This is a genomic window from Dongia sp. (assembly GCF_041906375.1).
Taxonomy (GTDB): Bacteria; Pseudomonadota; Alphaproteobacteria; order Dongiales; family Dongiaceae; genus Dongia.
The window spans coordinates 1-20,675 of record NZ_JAYRJJ010000003.1; the positions used below are offsets into that span (position 1 = coordinate 1).

Sequence of the window (20,675 nt, forward strand, 5' to 3'; positions counted from 1 at the left end):
TCATCTTCAGTTGCCATCATTTAGTTGGGCACTCTGAAGAAACTGCCGGTGACAAGCCGGAGGAAGGCGGGGATGACGTCAAGTCCTCATGGCCCTTACGGGTTGGGCTACACACGTGCTACAATGGTGGTGACAATGGGGAGCGAGGCCGCGAGGCCAAGCCAATCTCAAAAAGCCATCTCAGTTCGGATTGCACTCTGCAACTCGAGTGCATGAAGTTGGAATCGCTAGTAATCGCGCATCAGCATGGCGCGGTGAATACGTTCCCGGGCCTTGTACACACCGCCCGTCACACCATGGGAGTTGGCTTTACCCGAAGCAGGTGTGCTAACCGCAAGGAGGCAGCCTACCACGGTAAGGTCAGTGACTGGGGTGAAGTCGTAACAAGGTAGCCGTAGGGGAACCTGCGGCTGGATCACCTCCTTTCTAAGGAAGCTTAAGGGCAGGGGTCTCACAACCCTCTTTGAGCTTTACTTACAACTACTGAAAACCACTCAAGACACTTGGCTCTGCGGGAGCAATCCTGCGGATCCGCCGTCTGCGTATCCCTTCTCGAAGATAGATGCTTGGGCGTCGTCAGCATTGCTGATGAAGCCCGGCAGCGGAGTTTTACTCCGTCGGGGCCGTAGCTCAGTTGGGAGAGCGCTAGCTTTGCAAGCTTGAGGTCGTCGGTTCGATCCCGATCGGCTCCACCAGGAGCTTTGATGGGACGTCTATCTTCGGAAGAAATGGGCTAGTAGCTCAGCTGGTTAGAGCGCGCGCTTGATAAGCGTGAGGTCGGAAGTTCAAATCTTCCCTGGCCCACCATCGTTTGCGCGAGCCGCTTTAGCTGGTTCGAGCCGTATAAGTTTGAGGACGAGAGCACCGGGCTACGGTTTGGTGCATGTCTTTGAAAAGCTGTTTGTCATTGTAGATCTGATGCAAGCGACCACGGGCGGTCTTTCCGTATAAACCGCATGTGGGTGGCTGCGAAACTCACCTAAGCGTTGGCTTTGGCCAATGGTTGGGGGAGGGAAGCTGTCATCTACTTGAGCCTGTGGTCGTATAGATTACCAACTGAACTGCTGAGTGTGCCGAGGCCTTTGGTCTCAGCTTGTGAGATTGAAGGTGAGTATCAAGCGCGTTAAGGGCATTTGGTGGATGCCTTGGCATTGAGAGGCGATGAAGGACGTAGCACGTTGCGATAAGTCACGGGGAGCCGCGAGCAGGCTTTGATCCGTGAATTTCCGAATGGGGAAACCCCACCGTAAGGTGATCCTTATCTGAATACATAGGGTAAGGAGGCAAACCCAGGGAACTGAAACATCTCAGTACCTGGAGGAAAGGACATCAACAGAGACTCCGCTAGTAGTGGCGAGCGAACGCGGACCAGGCCAGTGGTATTTAGTCTTCGAACCAGAACCGTCTGGAAAGGCGGGCCATAGTGGGTGATAGCCCCGTATGGGTAGGAAGGCTTTATATCCTTGAGTAGGGCGGGACACGTGAAATCCTGTCTGAACATGGGGGGACCACCCTCCAAGCCTAAGTACTCCTCAATGACCGATAGTGAACCAGTACCGTGAGGGAAAGGTGAAAAGCACCCCGATGAGGGGAGTGAAATAGTACCTGAAACCGAATGCCTACAAGCAGTGGGAGCCTCCTTGCGGGGTGACCGCGTACCTCTTGTATAATGGGTCAGCGAGTTCGTCTTACGAGCGAGCTTAAGTCGATAGATGAAGGCGTAGCGAAAGCGAGTCTGAATAGGGCGACCATAGTTCGTAGGATGAGACCCGAAACCGGGTGATCTATCCATGGGCAGGCTGAAGGTCGGGTAACACCGACTGGAGGGCCGAACTCGTAACCGTTGAAAAGGTTTGGGATGACCTGTGGATAGGGGTGAAAGGCCAATCAAACTCGGAAATAGCTGGTTCTCCGCGAAATCTATTTAGGTAGAGCGCCGGATGTTCACCGTTGGGGGTAGAGCACTGGATGGGCTAGGGGGGAGCGATCCTTACCAAACCTAACCAAACTCCGAATACCAACGGGTTATAGTCCGGCAGACAGACGGCGGGTGCTAAGGTTCGTCGTCGAGAGGGGAAGAGCCCAGACCGCCAGCTAAGGTCCCCAAGTCATGGCTAAGTGGGAAAGGATGTGGGAAGGCCAAGACAGCCAGGAGGTTGGCTTAGAAGCAGCCATCCTTTAAAGAAAGCGTAATAGCTCACTGGTCTAGTTAAGCCGTCCTGCGCCGAAAATGTAACGGGGCTAAAGCCATGCACCGAAGCTGCGGGTGTGATCAAGGTAGCGTCCTTGATCACGCAGTAGCGGAGCGTTCCGCAAGCCTGTGAAGGTGTGGCGCGAGCCATGCTGGAGGTAACGGAAGCGAGAATGCTGACATGAGTAGCGATAAACAGTGTGAGAGACACTGTCGCCGTAAGTCCAAGGGTTCCTGCGCAAGGTTAATCCGCGCAGGGTGAGCCGGCCCCTAAGGCGAGGCCGAAAGGCGTAGTCGATGGGAACCTGGTTAATATTCCAGGGCCTGCTGGAAGTGACGAATGCCGTATGTTGTACCCGCTTATCGGATTGTGGGTGCAGCGAAGGTGTTCCGGGAAATAACTCCAGCGTATAGACCGTACCCTAAACCGACACAGGTGGACTGGTAGAGTATACCAAGGCGCTTGAGAGAATGGTGTTGAAGGAACTCGGCAAATTGCCCTCGTAACTTCGGGAGAAGAGGGCCCCATCTGCAGGCAACTGCGGGTGGGGGGCACAGAGCAGGGGGTGGCGACTGTTTAACAAAAACACAGGGCTCTGCGAAGTCCATAAGACGACGTATAGGGTCTGACGCCTGCCCGGTGCTGGAAGGTTAAGAGGAGGGGTGCAAGCTCTGAATCGAAGCCCCAGTAAACGGCGGCCGTAACTATAACGGTCCTAAGGTAGCGAAATTCCTTGTCGGGTAAGTTCCGACCTGCACGAATGGCGTAACGACTTCCCCACTGTCTCCAACACCAACTCAGCGAAATTGAATTCTCCGTGAAGATGCGGAGTACCCGCGGTTAGACGGAAAGACCCCATGCACCTTTACTATAGCTTTGCAGTGGTATTAGGGAATGAATGTGTAGGATAGGTGGGAGCCTATGAAGCGCCGGCGCCAGTCGGTGTGGAGGCAACGTTGAAATACCACCCTTTGGTTCTCTGATATCTAACCGCGTCCCGTTATCCGGGACCGGGACCCTGCATGGTGGGTAGTTTGACTGGGGCGGTCGCCTCCCAAAGAGTAACGGAGGCGCGCGATGGTGGGCTCAGGCTGGTCGGAAATCAGCTGTCGAGTGCAATGGCATAAGCCCGCCTGACTGCGAGACTGACAAGTCGAGCAGAGACGAAAGTCGGTCATAGTGATCCGGTGGTCCCACGTGGACGGGCCATCGCTCAACGGATAAAAGGTACGCTGGGGATAACAGGCTGATGACTCCCAAGAGTCCATATCGACGGAGTCGTTTGGCACCTCGATGTCGGCTCATCACATCCTGGGGCTGGAGCAGGTCCCAAGGGTATGGCTGTTCGCCATTTAAAGTGGTACGTGAGCTGGGTTCAGAACGTCGTGAGACAGTTCGGTCCCTATCTGCCGTGGGTGTTGGAGTATTGCGAGGATTTGCCCCTAGTACGAGAGGACCGGGGTGAACGTACCTCTGGTGTACCGGTTGTCGTGCCAACGGCATCGCCGGGTAGCTATGTACGGTCGGGATAACCGCTGAAAGCATCTAAGCGGGAAACCCACCTCAAAACTAATACTCCCTATGAGAGCCGTGAAAGACCATCACGTTGATAGGCCGGATGTGGACGTGCAGTAATGTACGGAGCTAACCGGTACTAATCGCTCCACTGGCTTGATTCTCATCTTCATACTTGCAATGCACACGAGACTGATCGGCCTCGGCACATTCAGCAGTTCAACTTTGGTAATCTAAACTCTGCCGCCTTCGCGGCAGGGGCATTCGGCCTTCGATGACCTGGTGGTTATGGCGAGGGGCCTGCACCCGATCCCATCCCGAACTCGGCCGTGAAAACCCTCAGCGCCAATGGTACTTCGTCTCAAGACGCGGGAGAGTAGGTCGCCGCCAGGTCTTCAAAGTCCGAATAGCAATCAGCATCAGATCAATCTCCCTACGCCAGGGCGTCGGGAGACAGGCAATCACAAACTCCAAAGGCGCGCTTCACACAAAGCGCGCCTTTGCTACTTCCAGCCGACTTAACGCGGGATGGAGCAGCCCGGTAGCTCGTCAGGCTCATAACCTGAAGGTCAGAGGTTCAAATCCTCTTCCCGCAACCATTAAAAGACGCCCCGCGCCCAAAACGCGGGGCGTTTCGATTCCAAGGTCCAGTGAGCGCTGAACGCGATAGCACGCTCAAACGACCATGCGTCATCATGACCGAAATACACAGACGGGGGCGGCCGACAGGTCGCCGGCCTTTAGGGCTCATTTCCCGGCCCATTGATGCAGGGCCAGGATTCTGGCGCTATCAATCCTGCGGGCAATTTCGTCTTGGCGTCACCACAGCTCTTGCTGAGTTGATCTTGCGTCATGCCATTCGCCAGAGAGAGGTCGGCTCCTTGGAGATCGGCCAGATACAGGTCAGTATTTCGCAGATTGGCGCCTTTGAGCAGCGCATTGCTGAGGTTGGCGCGTGCCAAATAGGCGTTCTGAAGATTGGCACCGCTCAAATCGGCGCCGACAAGAATGGCCCGTCCAAGTTCGGCCCCTTCCAGAAGGCTTCCTGTCAGCTTGGCATTCGTAAAGTCGACACGATGGAATTCAGCCTTGGAGAGATGGGCTGAACTGAGATCGGCTCCCCGCAAGTCGGCACGATCCAGCATCGCCTTGCTGAGATCGGCCCGGCTCAAATTTGCGCCAGAGAGCTTTGTTCTTACCAGAATGGCGTTGCTCAAATTGGCGCCGGTGAAGTCTGTGCCGGAAAGATTGCTCTTTGTGAAATTTGAACCGACCAGATTGGCACCGCGAAAGTCATCATTCGCCATCTGGCGGTTCAATTTGAGGCAGCCTGACCAATCCACGCCGGGGCCGGGCCGATCATTGCAATCGGCGAGACTGGGCGAGGCAATGACACAGCTCAGCAGCAGCGCCACCAGCTTGATCAGTACCGGACACCTTGTCTGTCCTGAAAACCCCATCGTCGATTTCCCGTCGCCGCGCCTGCTGCATTGCCTGATTTCCATGGGAAACCCCAGCTCTATACCCAGTGTAGCCATCACCGCGGCCGCCGGCAGCAGCAATTTGTCCCTGATGAGTACGACTTTATTACCAACCAGAAGCCCATCTCCCGGCATTCTGGCACCAGCAGGCGGGTGCCAGAATCCCGCCAGAAGATGATGTGAGGCCACCTTGTTTGCCCATGAACTGCCTGCCCAATCCACGACAGACAGACCCCAAATCGCCAAGATCAGCATCGTTATTTCCGCCTGCAACCGGCCAGCCCCCCTCAAGGAGGCGGTTGAAAGTGCATTGCATCAGACCTACCCGAACACCGAGGTGATTGTGATCGACGATTGTTCTTCAGTCGATCTGATGGCTGCTCTGGCTCCTTTTGAGGGCAGAATCGCCTATCACCGCAACACCCAGCGTTCCGGTCCGAGTGCTGCGCGCAATGTTGGCGTCAGGCTCGCCGACGGGGAATATGTCGCATTTCTCGACGACGATGATGTCTGGCTGCCGAATAAGCTCGAGGTGCAGCTGGCGGCCATGGGCGATCAAGATGCGTCGGTGACCGGTTTCTCTGTCCTAGAGACCGGGCGAGAGGTTGTGCGGCCAGTGACGCACATCGATACGGCCAAGCTGCTTTATGGCAACAAATTTGCGGGAACGACCGGATTCATGGCTAAACGGGCGAGGCTTCTCGCCGAGCCCTTCGACGAGGCACTGAGCTGGGGTGAAGATTGGGATATCTATCTTCGCTATGCGCAGCGGCAACCGCTTGTCTACGTTCCGCGCCCGCTCTTCCTGCGGCGAACCGGCAACAATGACAGTATTACCAAAAGTCTGAAAAAAGTTGCGACCGGCAAGGAAGAACTCTTCATCAAATCGCTGCAGAAGCATCGCGCCTTGCTGGGCGAGACGATTTTTCATCGCCGCGTTGCCGGCATCAAACTCTCAAATCTCAAGTTCAAGGATGACAAGGCTTCGATCATCTGGGATTGCATGAAGAGCGCCGGCGCGCTGCCCACGATCTGGTGGTTGGCCTATAAGACCATGCGCGGTGACGCACGTGTCTGATGCACGGATGCCAGATCGTCCAGGCGGCATTTCGGTCGTCATCCCTGCCAAGAACCGTGAGCACGTGCTGGCCAGAGCCATCGGAAGTGCTTTGGCGCAGAGCTGGCCGCCGCAGGAGATCATCGTTGTCGATGACGGGTCGAGCGATCGTACCTTCGACGTCGCGCGCGGCTTTGAAGGCCATGAAAAGATAGCGGTCCGCGTCATCAGGAATCTCGCGTCAGTGGGTGCGCCTGAGGCGCGGAACCTAGGCGCGCGCGCTGCCGGCGGGACGTATCTTGCCTTTCTGGACTCCGACGATGCCTGGGCCCCGAACAAGCTCGAAATGCAGATCCAGGTGATATCCCGCGACCCAGGAATCGTCGCCGTCTTCAGTGGGGTTGCATATCGTCGGGGCACCAGGGTTCGGCACAAGATCATCGAGCAGACGGTCATATCGCAACATCAGCTGATGCGGCACAATGTCATCGGGCCGACTTCTTCATGCCTCGTCGCCGCTGATGCCTTCCATGCGGTCGGTGGTTTCCGCAAGGATATGCCGAGCTGCCAGGATTGGGAGTTGTGGCTGCGCCTGTCGACGGCCGGTGCGTTGCACATGGTGCCGGAAGCATTGCTCCATTACTACTATGATGGCACAGGGCAGATCTCCGCCAACCCGGCCAAGGTAATGGCCGGGCACCGGATGGTGTTCGAGACGGTCTATGGCATGCTGTCAGGCCAAGACGCGGCAATTCGCGAACTTCGGGCGGAGCATGAGATGCTGCTTGCAAAGATCAACGCCATGACCTTCTACGATGCGGGTGCAACCTTCAGCCATTTGGCGCGGGCATTGGCGTCGTCGCTGGCGCCGCGGTTTATGGCGCGCGCCTGTCACTATGGGTTGCGGGTGACATACCACAAAGCCCGGCTGGCCCTTAAATCGGTCGACCGGCGCTGAGAGTGCAGCACCGGTCCCCGGACCTTCAACCGGCGACGACCAAGGCAGCTTCCTGATCACCCAGTAACACAGCTGGCGCAGCGTATTCGGCGGGTGCCTCGAAGCGTGCGAACGCCACAGGCGGCTCGTCTCCGATGATCGAAATGACCAGCTCGGCGCCGCCGGCAGCGCCATCCGCATCAACCCCACCGGGAACGTCAACATCGCCATCGGCATCGCGCGTGCCGTAGTGGAAGATGATGCTCGTATCCTCGGAAATGGCGCCCGGGGTGAACGAATAGCCGCCGGTGTCAAAATTGAAAGTCATACGGCCGGACTCGGTGTCAAATGACACCTCGCGACCGGAAATGGAGACATTGCTGCCGCCGACATTCTCCTGCGTGACCGTCGCGGCACTCCCGTCCCAGCTGAATGTCACGTCGTATCCATCATCGGGACTGTCATAGTTGAATGTATAGATGTGGGTGGCGCCGTCGCCGGAGACATCAGCCGCGCCGGGCGAGCCATTGTCGCCGAGACCGGACGTGTCGATCCCGCTCAGGACATTTCCGGTAATGGCCACTCCCTCGACCGTGCCAACCAACTCTGATCCGAGATCAAGCGGGTCGGTTACGTAGATGACTTCCCCGGCAGGGACATTGTTGCCATCGGGATTGGCGACATGCGTCAGGTCAGGATCAGGCAGGCTAACGCTGCCAATATCATCGCCGATGCCGACCGCGTAGACGTGATCGACGCCATTGCTGGGATTCTCGAGGAAATCGTTCCATTCCGCCCTATCGGTCGCGCTGAGATGGTTCCCGAATCCGCCACCCCAGGTCGGCTTGCCGTCGGACAGGAAGTAGACGACGTTGTCGACATCGCCATCCAATTTGCCTGGGGCCGTCCAGGCGGTTGCCGCCGCTTCAAGGGCGGCATCGTAATTGGTGACGCCGCCCGCGGTCAGTGCATCAATGGCGGCAATCGCGTCGGCCACGCTGCCCCAGTCGAAGGCAATTGACGCGCCGATACTGAAGGCAACGACGGTGACGCGGACATCACCCAGGGTTTCGTATGTATGCAGGAGATTGCTGAGAGCCGACTTGGCGATGCTGAGACGCGACTGCACGCCGGCCGCACTGGAATCCGCGTCTTCCTTCATCGAGCCCGACACGTCGAGCACGATCATGACATTTGTGTCGCGATAGCGATTTTCACGCCCGCTGTTGGCGTCGTTGTAGTTGATGGGCGCCAGATCCTCGGTGTCGTCGACAGTAAGCGGTGCCGCATCGTCTTGCGGATCGTAAAAAAGCTGAGCCCGTTCGACGACGGTATAACTCAACGCAGTGGGGTGGAGGCCACCTATGGCCTTGAAGCCATCGATTCCGGGAGCCGGATCGAAGGGAGAAAAGATACCCCCGTTGTTTTCCGGACTGTCCCCTGCATCGCCAGCTGCGGGGCCAGCTGCGGTTGCTATATCGAGATTGGGATCCGTCGCCGCGATCTCCGCGGCAACGTCAACCGGCACGCCATCTGACCCGACAATTTCAACGAGCCCGATCTCGCTGGCGTCGGTGTAGCCTTGCAGAATGATCGTTACGTCGCCCGATTTGATCGCGAGATTGCCATTATCGGTACCCAGGCGCGCGTCCAGGCCGTCGGCCGGGAAAGGGAGCTCAATCGTTTCGTTGGCGGTAACGGGAACGCGCACGACATTCTGTCCATCCGGTACCTCGACCTTCACGACGCCGGGCTCAGCGGATTGGGTGAGAAAAGCGCCCCCGATATCGCCTTCGTGAACGGTTGCTTCTGCGGCGGTACCGGAACCGGAACCGAGGTTTGAGTCCATGTTCATCGCTCGCTCCATGCCTGAATTTTGAGCTGCATTAAGGATCGCTGCACTGCGGAATCTTTATCGGCGACAAGCTAACCCGCGCACGCTCGGTTCAGTCAACGCTCTCTTACATAAAACAGGTAAGAATATCCGTCTTTTACATTTTAATACGTTAAGAGAATAAACTTGTCACAGCTTTATGATGTTTGGCGCCGTAAGTGCCATGTGCGGCATCGCTAGCTCTACACATCAGTGTCAGATTTCAATAAAGTCCGAAATATGCCGAATTATTATATATTTAACGACCTGTCGCGTTTGGTGTTAGCTCGACCAAACGCCGCAGAGCCCAACGATTTCCTCAATCTTCCCTGAGAGATGCGCGGCCGAGTGCGCCCGTAATACCGGAATATCACAGATGATAACGTGATTAGTCTAATAGCTGACTGGCCGATCACAGGGCAAAAGTCTAGCATCCTGCGGGCCGAAAAAATTCTTGCTGCGCTGCCGAAATGGCACACGTTGCGCCGCGCCAGATGCGGAAGACTTTGGTGAAGCCAGGCCGAGGACAAATGACAGAAGCCAAAAGCCAGAAGATGCGAATCTGCGTGACCGGATTGCGAGGTCTACCCGGCGTCATGGGTGGGATCGAATCACATTGCGAACAGATTTTTCCGCGTCTCGCCAAGTTGGGTGGCGATTTCGACATTACGATTGTCGGCCGCCGTCCCTATGTCGGCAACAAAGCCTATGATTGCCAGGGTATCCGGGTCGTGCCCTTGCCGGCGGCAAGAAACAAGTATCTCGAGGCGATCAGCAATACGACGCTGGCTGTCTTCTACGCCCGTTTCCTTCTTAAGGCGCATCTAGTCCACATCCATGGAATTGGCCCAGCCCTGCTGGGACCGTTGGTGCGCATACTAGGCATGAAACTGGTCGTCACACATCATGGCCAGGATTTTGCGCGCGCCAAATGGAACGCCCTGGCCAAATGGGTGTTGCGCCTTGGTGAGCGATGCGCGATCAAGGCTGCGCATCGTGTTATTGTCGTATCGAAATCAGTGACGGAGGAGTTGCGCCGCCGATATCAAGAGCGACAAGTGCGCATCTCCTACATTCCAAACGGGGCAACGGAATTGGCGGCCGATCCCGCCATAGGCGAAGAGATGGTGCAACTGCGCGCCCTGGGTCTGAAGCCGGGTGGCTATGTGCTCGCCGTCGGCCGACTGGTGCCAGAAAAGGCATTCCATCTCTTGATCGATGCGTTTCGCGCAGCCAAACCCGATTGCAAGCTCGCGATTGTCGGCCGCGCCGATCACGACGACGACTATTCGCGCAAGCTATTGGCTGAGGCCGGCGACGACGTGGTGTTTTGCGGATTCCAGAGGCATGGCGTTTTACGGATCCTCTACCGCAATGCAGGCCTGTTCGTTCTGCCATCCACCCATGAGGGACTGCCCATTGCGGCGTTGGAGGCGGCCAATTTCGGCGTGCCGATGATGCTGAGCGATATCCAGGCCAATCTCGACATTGGCCTTGGCCCCCAGAACTACTTTGCCAGCGGTCACGTTCATGCCTTGGCCGCGAAGTTACGCCAGGACTTCCGATCGTTCCAGATCGATGCCCAGGAGATTGGGCGACGCTTCGATTGGGACGCCATCACGGAGGCGACGCAGAAAGTCTATGCTGATCTTGCTGCCGCTTGATATGCAGGTGACCGGGAGTAACAACTGGCCATGCTGACCCAATCGGCCACAGCCAGATCCATATCCGTTGGCCGTGTCGCGCCGGGCGCTGGACCGTGGCTGCTTGCTGCCCTCAATTGTGGACTCATCGCCGCCGTCTTCCATCAGTCGATCGCAGCGACGCTCAGTACGTGGCTGCATTCGCCGGAGTACAATTACGGCCCGCTGGTGCCCTTCATTGCCGGCCTCATGATCTGGCGCGACCTTGTGCGCAGCGACCGGCATCGGCGTGGCGGCTGGCTGGGTGCCGGTCTGGTTGGCCTGGGGCTTATTCTTGGCCTGGTCGAGGCCTTAAGTCAGACGCGATTTCCCGGCCAGGTCGGGCTTTTCATGGCGCTGATAGGTATATTCATCGCCTGGCAAGGCGAGGGCCGCGCACGCGCCGTCTGGCCGGGATTGGTCTTTCTCATGTTCGGACTGCCCCTTGCCAATGGCATACAGGTGATACTGACCAGCGCATTGCAACTGGTCTCGTCGATCGGTGCAGTCGCCCTCATTCGCGCCGCAGACATTCCGGTCCTCCGCCAAGGCAATGTCATTGACCTCGGGGCAATTCAGTTGCAGGTGGCTGAAGCCTGCAGCGGCCTGCGCTATCTTTTCCCGCTGGCGACGTTCTCGTTCCTCTGTGCCTATCTCTTCGACGCCCATCCGCTGAAGCGACTTGCCATCTTCCTTTCCAGCATTCCCATAACCATTGCGATGAACATCGTACGCATTGGCGCTACAGGTCTGCTCGTCAATAATTTCGGCGTCGCGGCGGCGGAGGGGTTCTTTCATGACTTTGAAGGCTGGATTGTCTATTGCGCCAGCCTCGCGATCCTTTTCGCTGAGATGAAGCTGCTCTGCTATATCGGCGGACAAAGCCGGTCCTTGCTGACGCGATTGGATCTCGAATTTCCGGCGCTGAAGCGCAACGTGCCTCAGGCGCTCAAGAATGGGACGTCCACCGTCGACTGGGCCAGTATAACCGTCGCCGGACTCACGATAGCCACGCTGCTGCTCACCATAGGAATAGGCGGTCGCACCGAGTTCAACCCGTCTCGAACATCCTTTTCGCTCTTTCCCCGGCAGATCGGTGCTTGGCGTGGCTTGGAGGCACCAGTCGACGCACCATCATTGGCCGCCTTAAATGCCACCGATCACCTCAGCGTCAATTTCGTGCGCAATGACGCGGACTTGGTCAACGTCTGGTCGGCCTACTACCTTTCTCAATACAGCGGCAATGCGGCGCACTCGCCGCTGGTCTGCATCCCGGGCGGCGGCTGGCAGATCGAAGCCGTGGGACAGACCATGATCCCCTATGGCGCTGGCGCAACAAGTTCGGCGATTGCGATCAATCGACTGATCATCGCGCAGGGCAGTACACGGCAGCTGGTCTACTACTGGTTTGTCGAGGGTGGCATCGTTGAGACAGACGAATACCGCGCCAAGGCGCGCCTTTTCACCAATGCCGTATTGCACAATCGACGCGACGGGGCGCTGGTGCGACTGATCACGCCGATCAATGGCGGCGATATTGCGGCGGCGGACGAATTGCTGGGCAGTTTCGTCGGCGAAATGCTGCCGATGCTCCCGCAATTCATCCCGTGACGGCGGCGATGCGCATGTATGAAGTCAAGAAGAAAGTATAGGCGATATGGCCATGGAAGCGGATGACCGACTGATCAACATCGATTTGGTGGGCGCACTTCGTCGTCGCAAATGGTATGGCATCGCATGCGCAGCATTTGGCATGGTGGCCACCGTAGGCGTCGTCATGAATTTACCGGCGACCTACCGATCGACCGCCACAATCCTGATCGAAGAGCCAGACGTGCCGGCGGATCTCGTCAAGTCGACTGTATCGACTTTTGCCAATGACCGATTGCAGGTCATTCAGCAACGAGTGATGACCAGCCAGCATCTCAATGAGATTATCGAGCGTTTCGGGCTCTATCCGGAAATGCAGCAGAAGATGCCGCGCTCGGCCATTATCAACGGCATGCGCGGAAACGTGACGATGGAGGTGGTGAGCGCCGATCTGTCGGGGCAGCAGAACCGCAGCCGCCAGCAGAACCAGGCGACGATTGCTTTCAATCTCTCCTTCGATCACAACGATCCCAGCGTTGCTCAGCAGGTGACGAACCGGCTGACCGACATATATCTTGCCGAAAATGACAAGACCCGTCAGGAGAAAGCCGCAGGAACGACCGTCTTCCTGACCGAGCAAGCCGACAAACTCGCCGCCGATGTGCAGAATATCGAGAAGCGCCTGCTCGAGCTCAAGTCGAAATACAATGGCAGCCTGCCGGAACAGTTCAATTTCAATACCCAGCTGCTGAACCAGGCTCAAGCCCAACTGCTGCAGAGCCGCAGCGATCTGCAGGTACTGACCGATAAGAAGATCTTTCTCCAGAACCAGCTGGCAACGGTCAGCCCCTATACGCCGATGATGTCCGACGGACGCCCGGCGACGCCGCAGGCGCAGTTGCTCTCGCTCGAACTGCAATATAGCGACATGTCGGCTAAATATGGCGAGAAGCATCCCGATGTCGTGCGCCTTCAGCGCCAGATCGAATCGTTGAAGGGCCAATTGGGCCAAGTCGACAATGCAGCACTCGATCGCGCCAAATTCGATGCGTTGCAGAGCAAGTTGAATGAGGCTCTCCAGCGCTATGGGGAGCAGCATCCGGACGTACAGAAATTGCGGCGGCAACTTGCCGATCTCCAGGAAGCCGCTGCCACGGCGCCGAAGATCTCCAAGCTGACCGCGCCGCAAGGTCCCCCTGACAACCCGGTCTATATTCAGTTACAGAGTCAGCTGTCGGACGCCAACGCCCAGATAGGTGGTATCCAGGCGCGGATTGCAACGCTGGAAACCAATGTAGAGGATCTACAGAGCCGCATTCTGCAGACCCCGGCTATCGAAAGCGAATACAACTCGCTGCGAGACCAGCATCAGGCCGCGCTGACACGGTATCAGAGCTTCAAGGATAAGGAAGCGGATGCCCAGGTCGCCGAGAATATGGAGCAGCAAAGCAAAGGGGAGACGTTCTCCGTCATCGAGCCGCCGCAATTCCCCGACATGCCTATTTCGCCGAACCGGAAGCTGCTCTATTCCGCAGGCCTGCTGCTGTCGTTGATGATCAGCGCGGGTGTCATGCTGGCGCTGGATCTGCTCGACTCACGCATCTATGACGGCCGCAATCTCCTGTCCGTATTCGGCGAAATGCCGTTGGTGTCCGTTCCCTATATCAAGACCCACGCCGAAATCAGTGCCCGCAGGTGGAAGTATGCGGGCATGGCCAGCCTCAGCCTGCTTTGCGCCATTGGCGTGACGTCATTCCTCTACATCAAATATCAGCCGCCGCTTTGATTGCATCAACGCGCGGACAAGGAGGTCATTTTAGATGAGCGCTGGCACGAGCATTTCAGCAGACGGCAAATTGTCTCCGGGCGATGCAGCGGCTCGGCCGACCCCCGGTACAATCGATGATCTAGCCAGGCCGCATACAGCCGGCTGCGCCCGCAGCCTTTCGGAGCTGAAGCGGTGGCTGAAAGCGGATCTCTATCGATATGCCGGAAACGCCACGCTGAAATCCTTCCTCCGGCATTTCCTCTTTACGCCTGGATTCAAGTATACGGTCTGGATGCGTACCTGCGGCTACTTCCGGGTCAAGCCGTGGGCAAAACTGCTGCTGCTATATCCGCTCTCCAAATGGATCCTGCTTCGGTGCCGCTATAAATACGGAATCGTCATCCCTGAATACACAATTGTTGGGCCTGGACTGTTCATCAATCGCTTCGGCGGCATTTATGTGAATGGTGATGCGGTGATTGGCTCCAATGTGAACTTCACCCACGGCATCATGTTGGGACAAGCCAATCGGGGCAAATATATGGGATCGCCGGTCGTGGGCGATCGTGTCTTCCTTGCCTCTGGTGCCAAGGTCATCGGCCGCGTGCACCTGGGAGACGGTGCGGTTGTTGGCGCAAACGCCGTCGTTACCAAAGATGTACCGGAGAATGGGGTCGTCGGTGGTATTCCAGCCAAGGTGCTGTCGATGCAAGGATCGGCCGACTATGTCAATCGTGTAGCGCCCTTATCGTGAGTCATGCATCATCGCACGGTATTCTTGTCGAGGTGATAGGTTTCGGTCCGCAACTCGCCGTTCACGGCAACGTCATGCAATTCGACCGTGCCCGTGGCGTTGGTCCTGGCGAGTCCGGCTTCGCCGGCAAGCTGGATAGAACCACCATGCAGACGAACGATCGGTGGCTCCCCGCGTTTCAGCCTGTTCAGTCCGAGGGCAAACGTGCCGTCTCCAGCCTGCAGCTTGGTATCGACGACGTCACACTGACCGGACACCTGAATGCAGCAACCCTCTGTCGCAGCCCGCGTCACGGGGCGGATGAATGTGCAATTGCGAATGAGGTTCTTGCCCGCGGACCACACTCTCGCGCCGAATTTACAGTCTTCGGACGAGCTGTCTTCGATGGTCACGTCGACAGTCTTGAGGTCGAAGGCGGCATCCCCCATAGAACTGCCATGGCAGTTCCGGATTCTGACGCGCTTGGTCCCCTTCTCACAAACAATTCCATCGCCCTGGGTGTATCCGGGAGACCCGTCTGGCAAGGTCTTGGTGCTGATTGCGTTCTTCAACAGGATGTTCTCGAAGAGAATATCGGCACCCTTCTCGACGGCGATGAGCTGGCATACGTTCTTGGCACCAGCATCCAGATGGTTGGCGTCGAGATCAAGGTCGCGCAAGGTCGATTGCGACAGATTGTGAAAGCGTGCGAAACCGCGAATAATGCCGAAGGCGCGGCAGTTGCGCACGGTGATATTGGTGAGCCGAGACCCTTCGTCCGCTTCGATCACGCGGCCGACACTGACGGCGTCGACGTCGGAGAAGGTTATGTCGTCGAAATCGGCCGATCTGATCTTACCAGACCTGAACTTGAAGAATCCATCTGCCGAGGTGCCTTCCATACGGAACCCAGCCAGGAGGATATGCGAGGCGTCGTTTTCTATGCCAATGAAGAAGGGTGGGCCTTTCGTCTTGCCGAATGTCTTGACGGACCAGGGCGCCACGCTCCGGAATTGCATGTCATCGCCGGCAACACTTGGCAGGTTAAGCCCTTCGACGCCTGCGGTTGCGCCAGCCGCGATAATGATTGGTGCATCATTGCTACCGGACTTGCGCACAAAGACCTGGGGCTTCTTCCGGCCGAGCTCGTAAACAAAGGGCTTCGCCGGATCGACGCCTATGAGAAGTGCGTTGCCCGGCATGACAAGTGCCTGAGATTTCGACAGCCTCTCGATCGGCATGGCATTTTGCCAGCTGCGCCCGTCATGGGCGCCGGCACCCCATCGGGTGAAATACATCGCCGACCTCGCGCCGTTGATGGCTTTGGTGGTCTCCGTGGAGAAGCCATCGGCCCGCGCCGCCTGCGCCGTTTTAGGGCCGAAGGCGAGCAGACTCGCCGCCAAAAATCCACCGACGAATTGCCGCCGACCAGGTCGAAGGCTGCCTGTGTTTTGCGGCCATTGATGATCGCCCTCGGTTTCGTTCATCCCGCCCATGCCATGCCTTCCATATGTTCTATCTTTCGAGAAGACTGGGGGCCGTGCCCACCCCTGTCAACGCATCGGGCGGGGCAATTCCGTGACAAGGCACGAAAGCGGGTAAACGGGCAGAGGCGCCGCCGCGCCTTTCGATATGCTGACGCGACACTTATGTCTCCGGCGGGCAATGCTGCAATGTGGATCAGGTGGTGCGTCTGAGATGACTGAAGGTCTTGCATTTGGCGCGACGCTACCAGCGTGGCTTCTCTACCCAGCCACCTTGGCAATTCTACTTGTGCTGTGTGTCCGGCTTTGGCGTGTTCCCAGCGTGATTGCGGCGTTTGCCTGCTTCGCCCTGGCCTTTCGCTATCTTGCGTCAGCCCATCACACATTTACGTTCAGCGCCTCACCAATCGGTCTTTCGTGGAATGCACTTGGATCATCGGCGATATTCCTGCTGGGACTGGTGCTGATCAGAAGCCGGCATCTGCTGCTCAAGCAGCTCGTGCCGTGCTACCTGCTGATTGCCATTGTTGTTCTCAGTGGCCTTGCCAATCATACAATTCCAAAGATCATCGATGTTGGGGTTAAGTTCGGCTATCTCGTGATCATGACGATCAGTGTCTACGAGGGCCTGCAATCCCTCGGCGAGAAACGGATGACAAACCTGCTATTGTGGGCCTTCATAACCCCCTTGGGTTTTCAGGCGCTCTCGATCCTGTTCCATATCGTAAAGGCAAGTGAAGGCGACGGGTCGGTCAGCTATATTGGCGGCTACAATCACGAAGCCGCTTTCTCGATCGTCCTTGCCACGGGACTGGTAATTGCCTGCTTTGCAAACGGGATGCCGTTATGGCGAAGGTCATTGCTGTTGATTGTTTTTATGGGCGGGATTGTGGCGGCGAACTACCGCACCGCGATTCTGGCCTTTGCCCCGCTCATCGTCACTCAGTTCAATCTGGATATAATTGGCCGCTTCTCGCCGCGTCAGCGCAGTATCATCGGCATTGCGGTGCTGGCTTTAAGTGCGGTTGCTGTTTTAGGCATTGCCTGGGTGTTCCGGGAACGCTTTCAAGATGTCGCCACGGTGCTGGAATCGGTTGACGATCTCATCAAGCCGCAGGCGGAATATACAATAGAGCAGAAACAACTCCTTTCAGCTCGCCCCTATATTTGGAGCGCATATATCGAGGCCTATATCAACGGCACTCTACGCAATCACGTTGTAGGATTTGGTCCGGATGCCTGGATCGGCACCATGTCGGTCTATGCCCACAACACTCTCATTTCTGCGATCTACGAGTATGGAATCCTGGGTGTTGTGGTCTTTTGTGCGCTTTGGGCAACGATGTTCTATACGGCTTTACGCACGCCAGCGGGCGTGCGCGGGCGGTTGATCGCTGCACATCTGAGCTTTCTGCTATTGAACATGGCAACCATGCCGCATTGGATGCTGGAAGGCGACATTCTATATGGCGTGCTTTGCGGCTACACGCTCTACATGTTGCGCCGATCTGCCGATCAGAAGGCTCACGATCGAAGAGAAGGGGGACTCGAGGCAAAGGGCCGGCAAGCGGGGGCGACGATGGGTGTCCTCGCACGACCACGTCCCAACATCCTTAAGCCCTAGTTCCGGGCGAGGCCTGCAGACAGTACTTTCGCATCATCAAGGCCCCGGAAGTCGGGTTGGCCGGCCAAGGCATTACCCAGCACAAGCCTGGCTCTTTCATTGAGCTTTTTGCGCGAGAGCGCGACCGCGTAGTGATAAAGCATCTGTTGATCTTTGGGGGTGAGCGAGGTCGCTTTTTCCAGCAAGATTGTGGCGTCGTCGATATTGTCGAGACGCAGTTGGACCCAGCCGAGTGTGTCGATCAGTGTTGCATTGTTGCTGTCGCGGAAAACCTCAACAAGAAGCCTCGCCCGATCCAGGAGAACTTTGTCGGTCGGCCAGATGTCTGCGATGAGCAGGGCAAGATTGTTAGAGGCAACTATGTTGCCGGGCCACCTTGCCAATATGGCTTCGTAGGAAGTTCTCGCGCCTTCAAAGTCCCCTGCGAGCTCTTGCGCAATGGCGAGGCTCTCGGCGACGAGGCTGTCGTTGGGAAAGATCTGCGCTGTCTTTCTCAGGAGGCCAAGGGTGCCGACCTTATCGCCACGTTGCTTCAGTATGAGGGAAAGATGCAGGTATGCAGCCCGGTTGTGGGGCGCCGCCGCGATGGCACGCCGCAACAGATCTTCGGCTGTGTCGATGTCGCCATCGCGTTGACGCAGGTCAGCCAGGAGAATGAGTGCGTCTGCATCCTGAGGAGTCTTCGTGATACGACCGGCCAAGAGAGTCTCGGCTGCGTCATTTCCCGCGGTATCGACGTCGCCGCCGCTTCCGGCTCGGCGTTGGGCGTCTATCAAGGTGGGTCCAATGATGGCGAAATCTCGGCCGAGATCGAGAGCTGCCTTCAGTTCTCTTACCGCCGACTGATAGTCTTGGCGCGCGAGTGCCGCCTCTCCCAGAATTTGATGGCCTATTGCCGCCGTATTGGAATCGGCGAGGAGCGAACGCCCAATGACTTCACCTTTATCCCCGTGCCTGGAATAGGTCAGAATCTGCGCCTTGCTGAGCTGTAGATCTGTCATGTCCGGGCGCAACAGGAGCGCAGCGTCAAGATGTTGAACAGCTTCATCCGGCGATTTTGAGGCAAGCAATCCGGCAAGCTTCACATGTGCGTCGACGCTATCGGGTGCAACGTTGACAAGGGTGCGCAAAGTGGCCACCGCCAACTCGCGCTCATTCGCGGCAAGATAGGATTGTGCCAGGAGGCCCAGGGCAATCGAAGAGGTCGGCTCAGCGCTCAACACAGACCTGGCGTCAGCAATCGTGCTGTCGTATTTAGCCTGGGTAAATTGGATGGTGGCGCGCAGCAGCAATGCGTTACGGTTGCCGCTGTCTTCCTTGAGGATCGCGGCAAGCTGGCTGAGCGCATCCTCAGTGTTGCCGCGCATTTGCGCGACATGGGCCAATTCGACGCGGATCTCAAGCTGGTCAGTGAGGTTGGGCGATCGATCAATCAGCGAATCGAGCAGTTGTTCCGCTTCATCCAATTGTCCTGCCTTCATATGCAAGCGTGCCAGAAGTAGATCGTAAGTCCTGTTTCCTGGAGCGGCGGCGATGGCCGCTTTCGTCGCATCGATAGCTTTCTCTGCGCCTACCGTGCGCTCCAGGAATGCAGCATAGGCCTCGATCAATGAATCAGGCGACTTGCTCTTGTGAATCGCATCGACGAACACATGCTGAGCTTCGCTCGTCTTGCCGTCGCTATCGAGGCTCTTAGCCAGGTCCAGAACGAAACGAGGGTTGTCAGGAGCAATTTCGATCAACTTGCGCAGGGTGTCAGTTACGCCTGCCTCATTCCCCTGATCACGGAGCAATGCGAGCCTCATGCTCCAAAGCGGAATACTGGCAGGTGCTGTCAGTAGGCCGCCATCGATCAGAGTCAAGGCTTGATCGAATTGCTTCTGGCGAGCACGCTGGCTGGCGAGTACCGCAAGCGCATCCGGATCATTCGGTTTCAAGGCAAGGGCCGCGGTTGCTTCCATATCCGCCTCCGCGAGTTTGCCATCCATCAAGAGTGCCGCGGCGCGCATCGTGTGTCCATCCGCGTCGGAAGGCGAGAGCGCTATAAGCTTGTCGGCATGAAGCAAAGCCCTTTCGGGATTGGCGCCCAGCAGCGCGTGCTGGCCCAGTTTCAGATGGGCGTCACGATTCCCGGGATCCTGCATGGATACCTCTTGGAATGCAGATATCGCTGCTGGGAAATTGCCCTGACGTTCGAGAATCAGGCCCACATAGTATCGGGCCTCCGTGCCGGTCGGGTTGATTTGGAGAGCGTTCCGAAACTCGAGCATCGCCTTCACCAAATCCCCGTTGGCATAGAGTGCCTTGCCATTTTGGAGATGAGCGGCCTCTCGCTCCTGTGGTGATCCGCAAGCCGCTAGCAGGATAGTGACTGCGATGACGATCAAGCGAAGAGTACTTGCGGCAGGTATCATGAAGGTCTCTTTTCGCAAACGTCGTGACACGCGCCGTAAGAAGTCGGAGAATTTGTCCATTGCACGTGTCCATAGCGGTACGCTTCGCATCAGCACAAGAATCAGCACAAGATGGGACAGAAACAGACGACAACAGTCCCCAAGCAAGAGCGGACGCGAGCACACGGTGCAGCAAAATCGTGCGGTGCCTGCGGAGAGTCAAGATACGGGAAATTGTCGCTTCGGAAATTGTCACAGCAAAGGTGCAGAGACGCCACAACAGTCAATAGCAGCTAGTGTTAGGGTGTGGCGTAGTAGATCCCTGAACGTCGTCTGATCGGTTGGC

11 protein-coding genes, 3 tRNA genes and 3 rRNA genes are annotated in these 20,675 nt (G+C 57.1%); 13 read left to right on the top strand and 4 right to left on the bottom strand.

Annotated features, from left to right (window positions below; translation table 11 throughout):
• From ACE3OA_RS11465 to ACE3OA_RS11490, 6 genes are all read left to right on the top strand, one after another.
• Positions 1–426 (top strand): 16S ribosomal RNA (locus ACE3OA_RS11465); the annotation flags it as partial.
• A 193-nt stretch (positions 427–619) separates the two neighbouring features.
• Positions 620–695: transfer RNA gene (locus ACE3OA_RS11470), tRNA-Ala, on the top strand.
• 35 nt (positions 696–730) lie between these two features.
• Positions 731–807, top strand: a tRNA-Ile gene (locus ACE3OA_RS11475).
• A 305-nt stretch (positions 808–1,112) separates the two neighbouring features.
• A 23S ribosomal RNA gene (locus tag ACE3OA_RS11480) occupies positions 1,113–3,871 on the top strand.
• Between the two features lie 114 nt (positions 3,872–3,985).
• Positions 3,986–4,100, top strand: a 5S ribosomal RNA gene (rrf, locus tag ACE3OA_RS11485).
• A gap of 129 nt (positions 4,101–4,229) precedes the next feature.
• A tRNA-Met gene (locus tag ACE3OA_RS11490) sits at positions 4,230–4,306 on the top strand.
• Between the two features lie 141 nt (positions 4,307–4,447).
• Here ACE3OA_RS11490 and ACE3OA_RS11495 read toward each other — a convergent pair.
• Positions 4,448–5,443, bottom strand: a complete 996-nt coding sequence (locus ACE3OA_RS11495) for a pentapeptide repeat-containing protein (protein WP_374310909.1) — start codon at positions 5,441–5,443, stop codon at positions 4,448–4,450.
• On the opposite strand from ACE3OA_RS11495, the gene ACE3OA_RS11500 reads away from it, so the two are divergent.
• Positions 5,379–6,266 carry a glycosyltransferase family 2 protein gene (locus ACE3OA_RS11500; RefSeq protein ID WP_374310910.1) on the top strand — a complete coding sequence of 296 codons (888 nt, stop codon included), beginning with the start codon at positions 5,379–5,381 and terminating at the stop codon, positions 6,264–6,266. The two genes, ACE3OA_RS11495 and ACE3OA_RS11500, sit on opposite strands and share 65 nt — an antisense overlap.
• Before the next feature lie 7 nt (positions 6,267–6,273).
• Positions 6,274–7,203: a glycosyltransferase family 2 protein gene (locus ACE3OA_RS11505; RefSeq protein ID WP_374310911.1), complete on the top strand. Its 930-nt coding sequence runs from the start codon at positions 6,274–6,276 to the stop codon at positions 7,201–7,203.
• Between the two features lie 25 nt (positions 7,204–7,228).
• Here ACE3OA_RS11505 and ACE3OA_RS11510 read toward each other — a convergent pair whose 3' ends face one another.
• On the bottom strand, positions 7,229–9,037 hold the full coding sequence (locus ACE3OA_RS11510) for a VWA domain-containing protein (RefSeq protein WP_374310912.1): 1,809 nt from the start codon (positions 9,035–9,037) through the stop codon (positions 7,229–7,231).
• Between the two features lie 527 nt (positions 9,038–9,564).
• On the opposite strand from ACE3OA_RS11510, the gene ACE3OA_RS11515 reads away from it, so the two are divergent.
• Genes ACE3OA_RS11515 through ACE3OA_RS11530 form a run of 4 tightly spaced genes read left to right on the top strand, consistent with a single transcriptional unit; the run spans position 9,565 to position 14,849 of the window.
• The gene (locus ACE3OA_RS11515) at positions 9,565–10,719 is read left to right on the top strand and encodes a glycosyltransferase family 4 protein (protein ID WP_374311636.1); all 1,155 of its coding nucleotides are present in this window, start codon (positions 9,565–9,567) and stop codon (positions 10,717–10,719) included.
• A 30-nt stretch (positions 10,720–10,749) separates the two neighbouring features.
• Complete coding sequence (xrtD, locus tag ACE3OA_RS11520) at positions 10,750–12,348, top strand: VPLPA-CTERM-specific exosortase XrtD (protein WP_374310913.1); 1,599 nt, start codon at positions 10,750–10,752, stop codon at positions 12,346–12,348.
• A gap of 52 nt (positions 12,349–12,400) precedes the next feature.
• Positions 12,401–14,113: a GumC family protein gene (locus ACE3OA_RS11525; RefSeq protein ID WP_374310914.1), complete on the top strand. Its 1,713-nt coding sequence runs from the start codon at positions 12,401–12,403 to the stop codon at positions 14,111–14,113.
• A 34-nt stretch (positions 14,114–14,147) separates the two neighbouring features.
• On the top strand, positions 14,148–14,849 hold the full coding sequence (locus ACE3OA_RS11530; protein WP_374310915.1) for a serine O-acetyltransferase: 702 nt from the start codon (positions 14,148–14,150) through the stop codon (positions 14,847–14,849).
• Positions 14,850–14,857: 8 nt separating this feature from the next.
• On the opposite strand, the gene ACE3OA_RS11535 is transcribed toward ACE3OA_RS11530, so the two are convergent.
• Complete coding sequence (locus tag ACE3OA_RS11535) at positions 14,858–16,324, bottom strand: right-handed parallel beta-helix repeat-containing protein (protein ID WP_374310916.1); 1,467 nt, start codon at positions 16,322–16,324, stop codon at positions 14,858–14,860.
• A 202-nt stretch (positions 16,325–16,526) separates the two neighbouring features.
• Between ACE3OA_RS11535 and ACE3OA_RS11540 the strand changes: the two genes are divergently transcribed.
• Entirely contained in the window at positions 16,527–17,936 is a 1,410-nt protein-coding gene (locus ACE3OA_RS11540; RefSeq protein WP_374310917.1) for an O-antigen ligase family protein, read from the top strand.
• Here the strand turns inward: ACE3OA_RS11540 and ACE3OA_RS11545 are convergent.
• The gene (locus ACE3OA_RS11545) at positions 17,933–20,410 is read right to left on the bottom strand and encodes a tetratricopeptide repeat protein (protein WP_374310918.1); all 2,478 of its coding nucleotides are present in this window, start codon (positions 20,408–20,410) and stop codon (positions 17,933–17,935) included. The genes ACE3OA_RS11540 and ACE3OA_RS11545 overlap by 4 nt on opposite strands.
• Positions 20,411–20,675 lie beyond the last annotated feature (265 nt).

Coding starts and splice junctions, on each gene's coding strand:
- ACE3OA_RS11495 (WP_374310909.1), bottom strand. CDS start 5,443: ATGCTGATCTTGGCGATTTGGGGTCTGTCTGTCGTGGATTGGGCAGGC.
- ACE3OA_RS11505 (WP_374310911.1), top strand. CDS start 6,274: ATGCCAGATCGTCCAGGCGGCATTTCGGTCGTCATCCCTGCCAAGAAC.
- ACE3OA_RS11510 (WP_374310912.1), bottom strand. CDS start 9,037: ATGAACATGGACTCAAACCTCGGTTCCGGTTCCGGTACCGCCGCAGAA.
- xrtD (WP_374310913.1), top strand. CDS start 10,750: ATGCTGACCCAATCGGCCACAGCCAGATCCATATCCGTTGGCCGTGTC.
- ACE3OA_RS11525 (WP_374310914.1), top strand. CDS start 12,401: ATGGAAGCGGATGACCGACTGATCAACATCGATTTGGTGGGCGCACTT.
- ACE3OA_RS11530 (WP_374310915.1), top strand. CDS start 14,148: ATGAGCGCTGGCACGAGCATTTCAGCAGACGGCAAATTGTCTCCGGGC.
- ACE3OA_RS11535 (WP_374310916.1), bottom strand. CDS start 16,324: ATGGGCGGGATGAACGAAACCGAGGGCGATCATCAATGGCCGCAAAAC.
- ACE3OA_RS11540 (WP_374310917.1), top strand. CDS start 16,527: ATGACTGAAGGTCTTGCATTTGGCGCGACGCTACCAGCGTGGCTTCTC.
- ACE3OA_RS11545 (WP_374310918.1), bottom strand. CDS start 20,410: ATGGACAAATTCTCCGACTTCTTACGGCGCGTGTCACGACGTTTGCGA.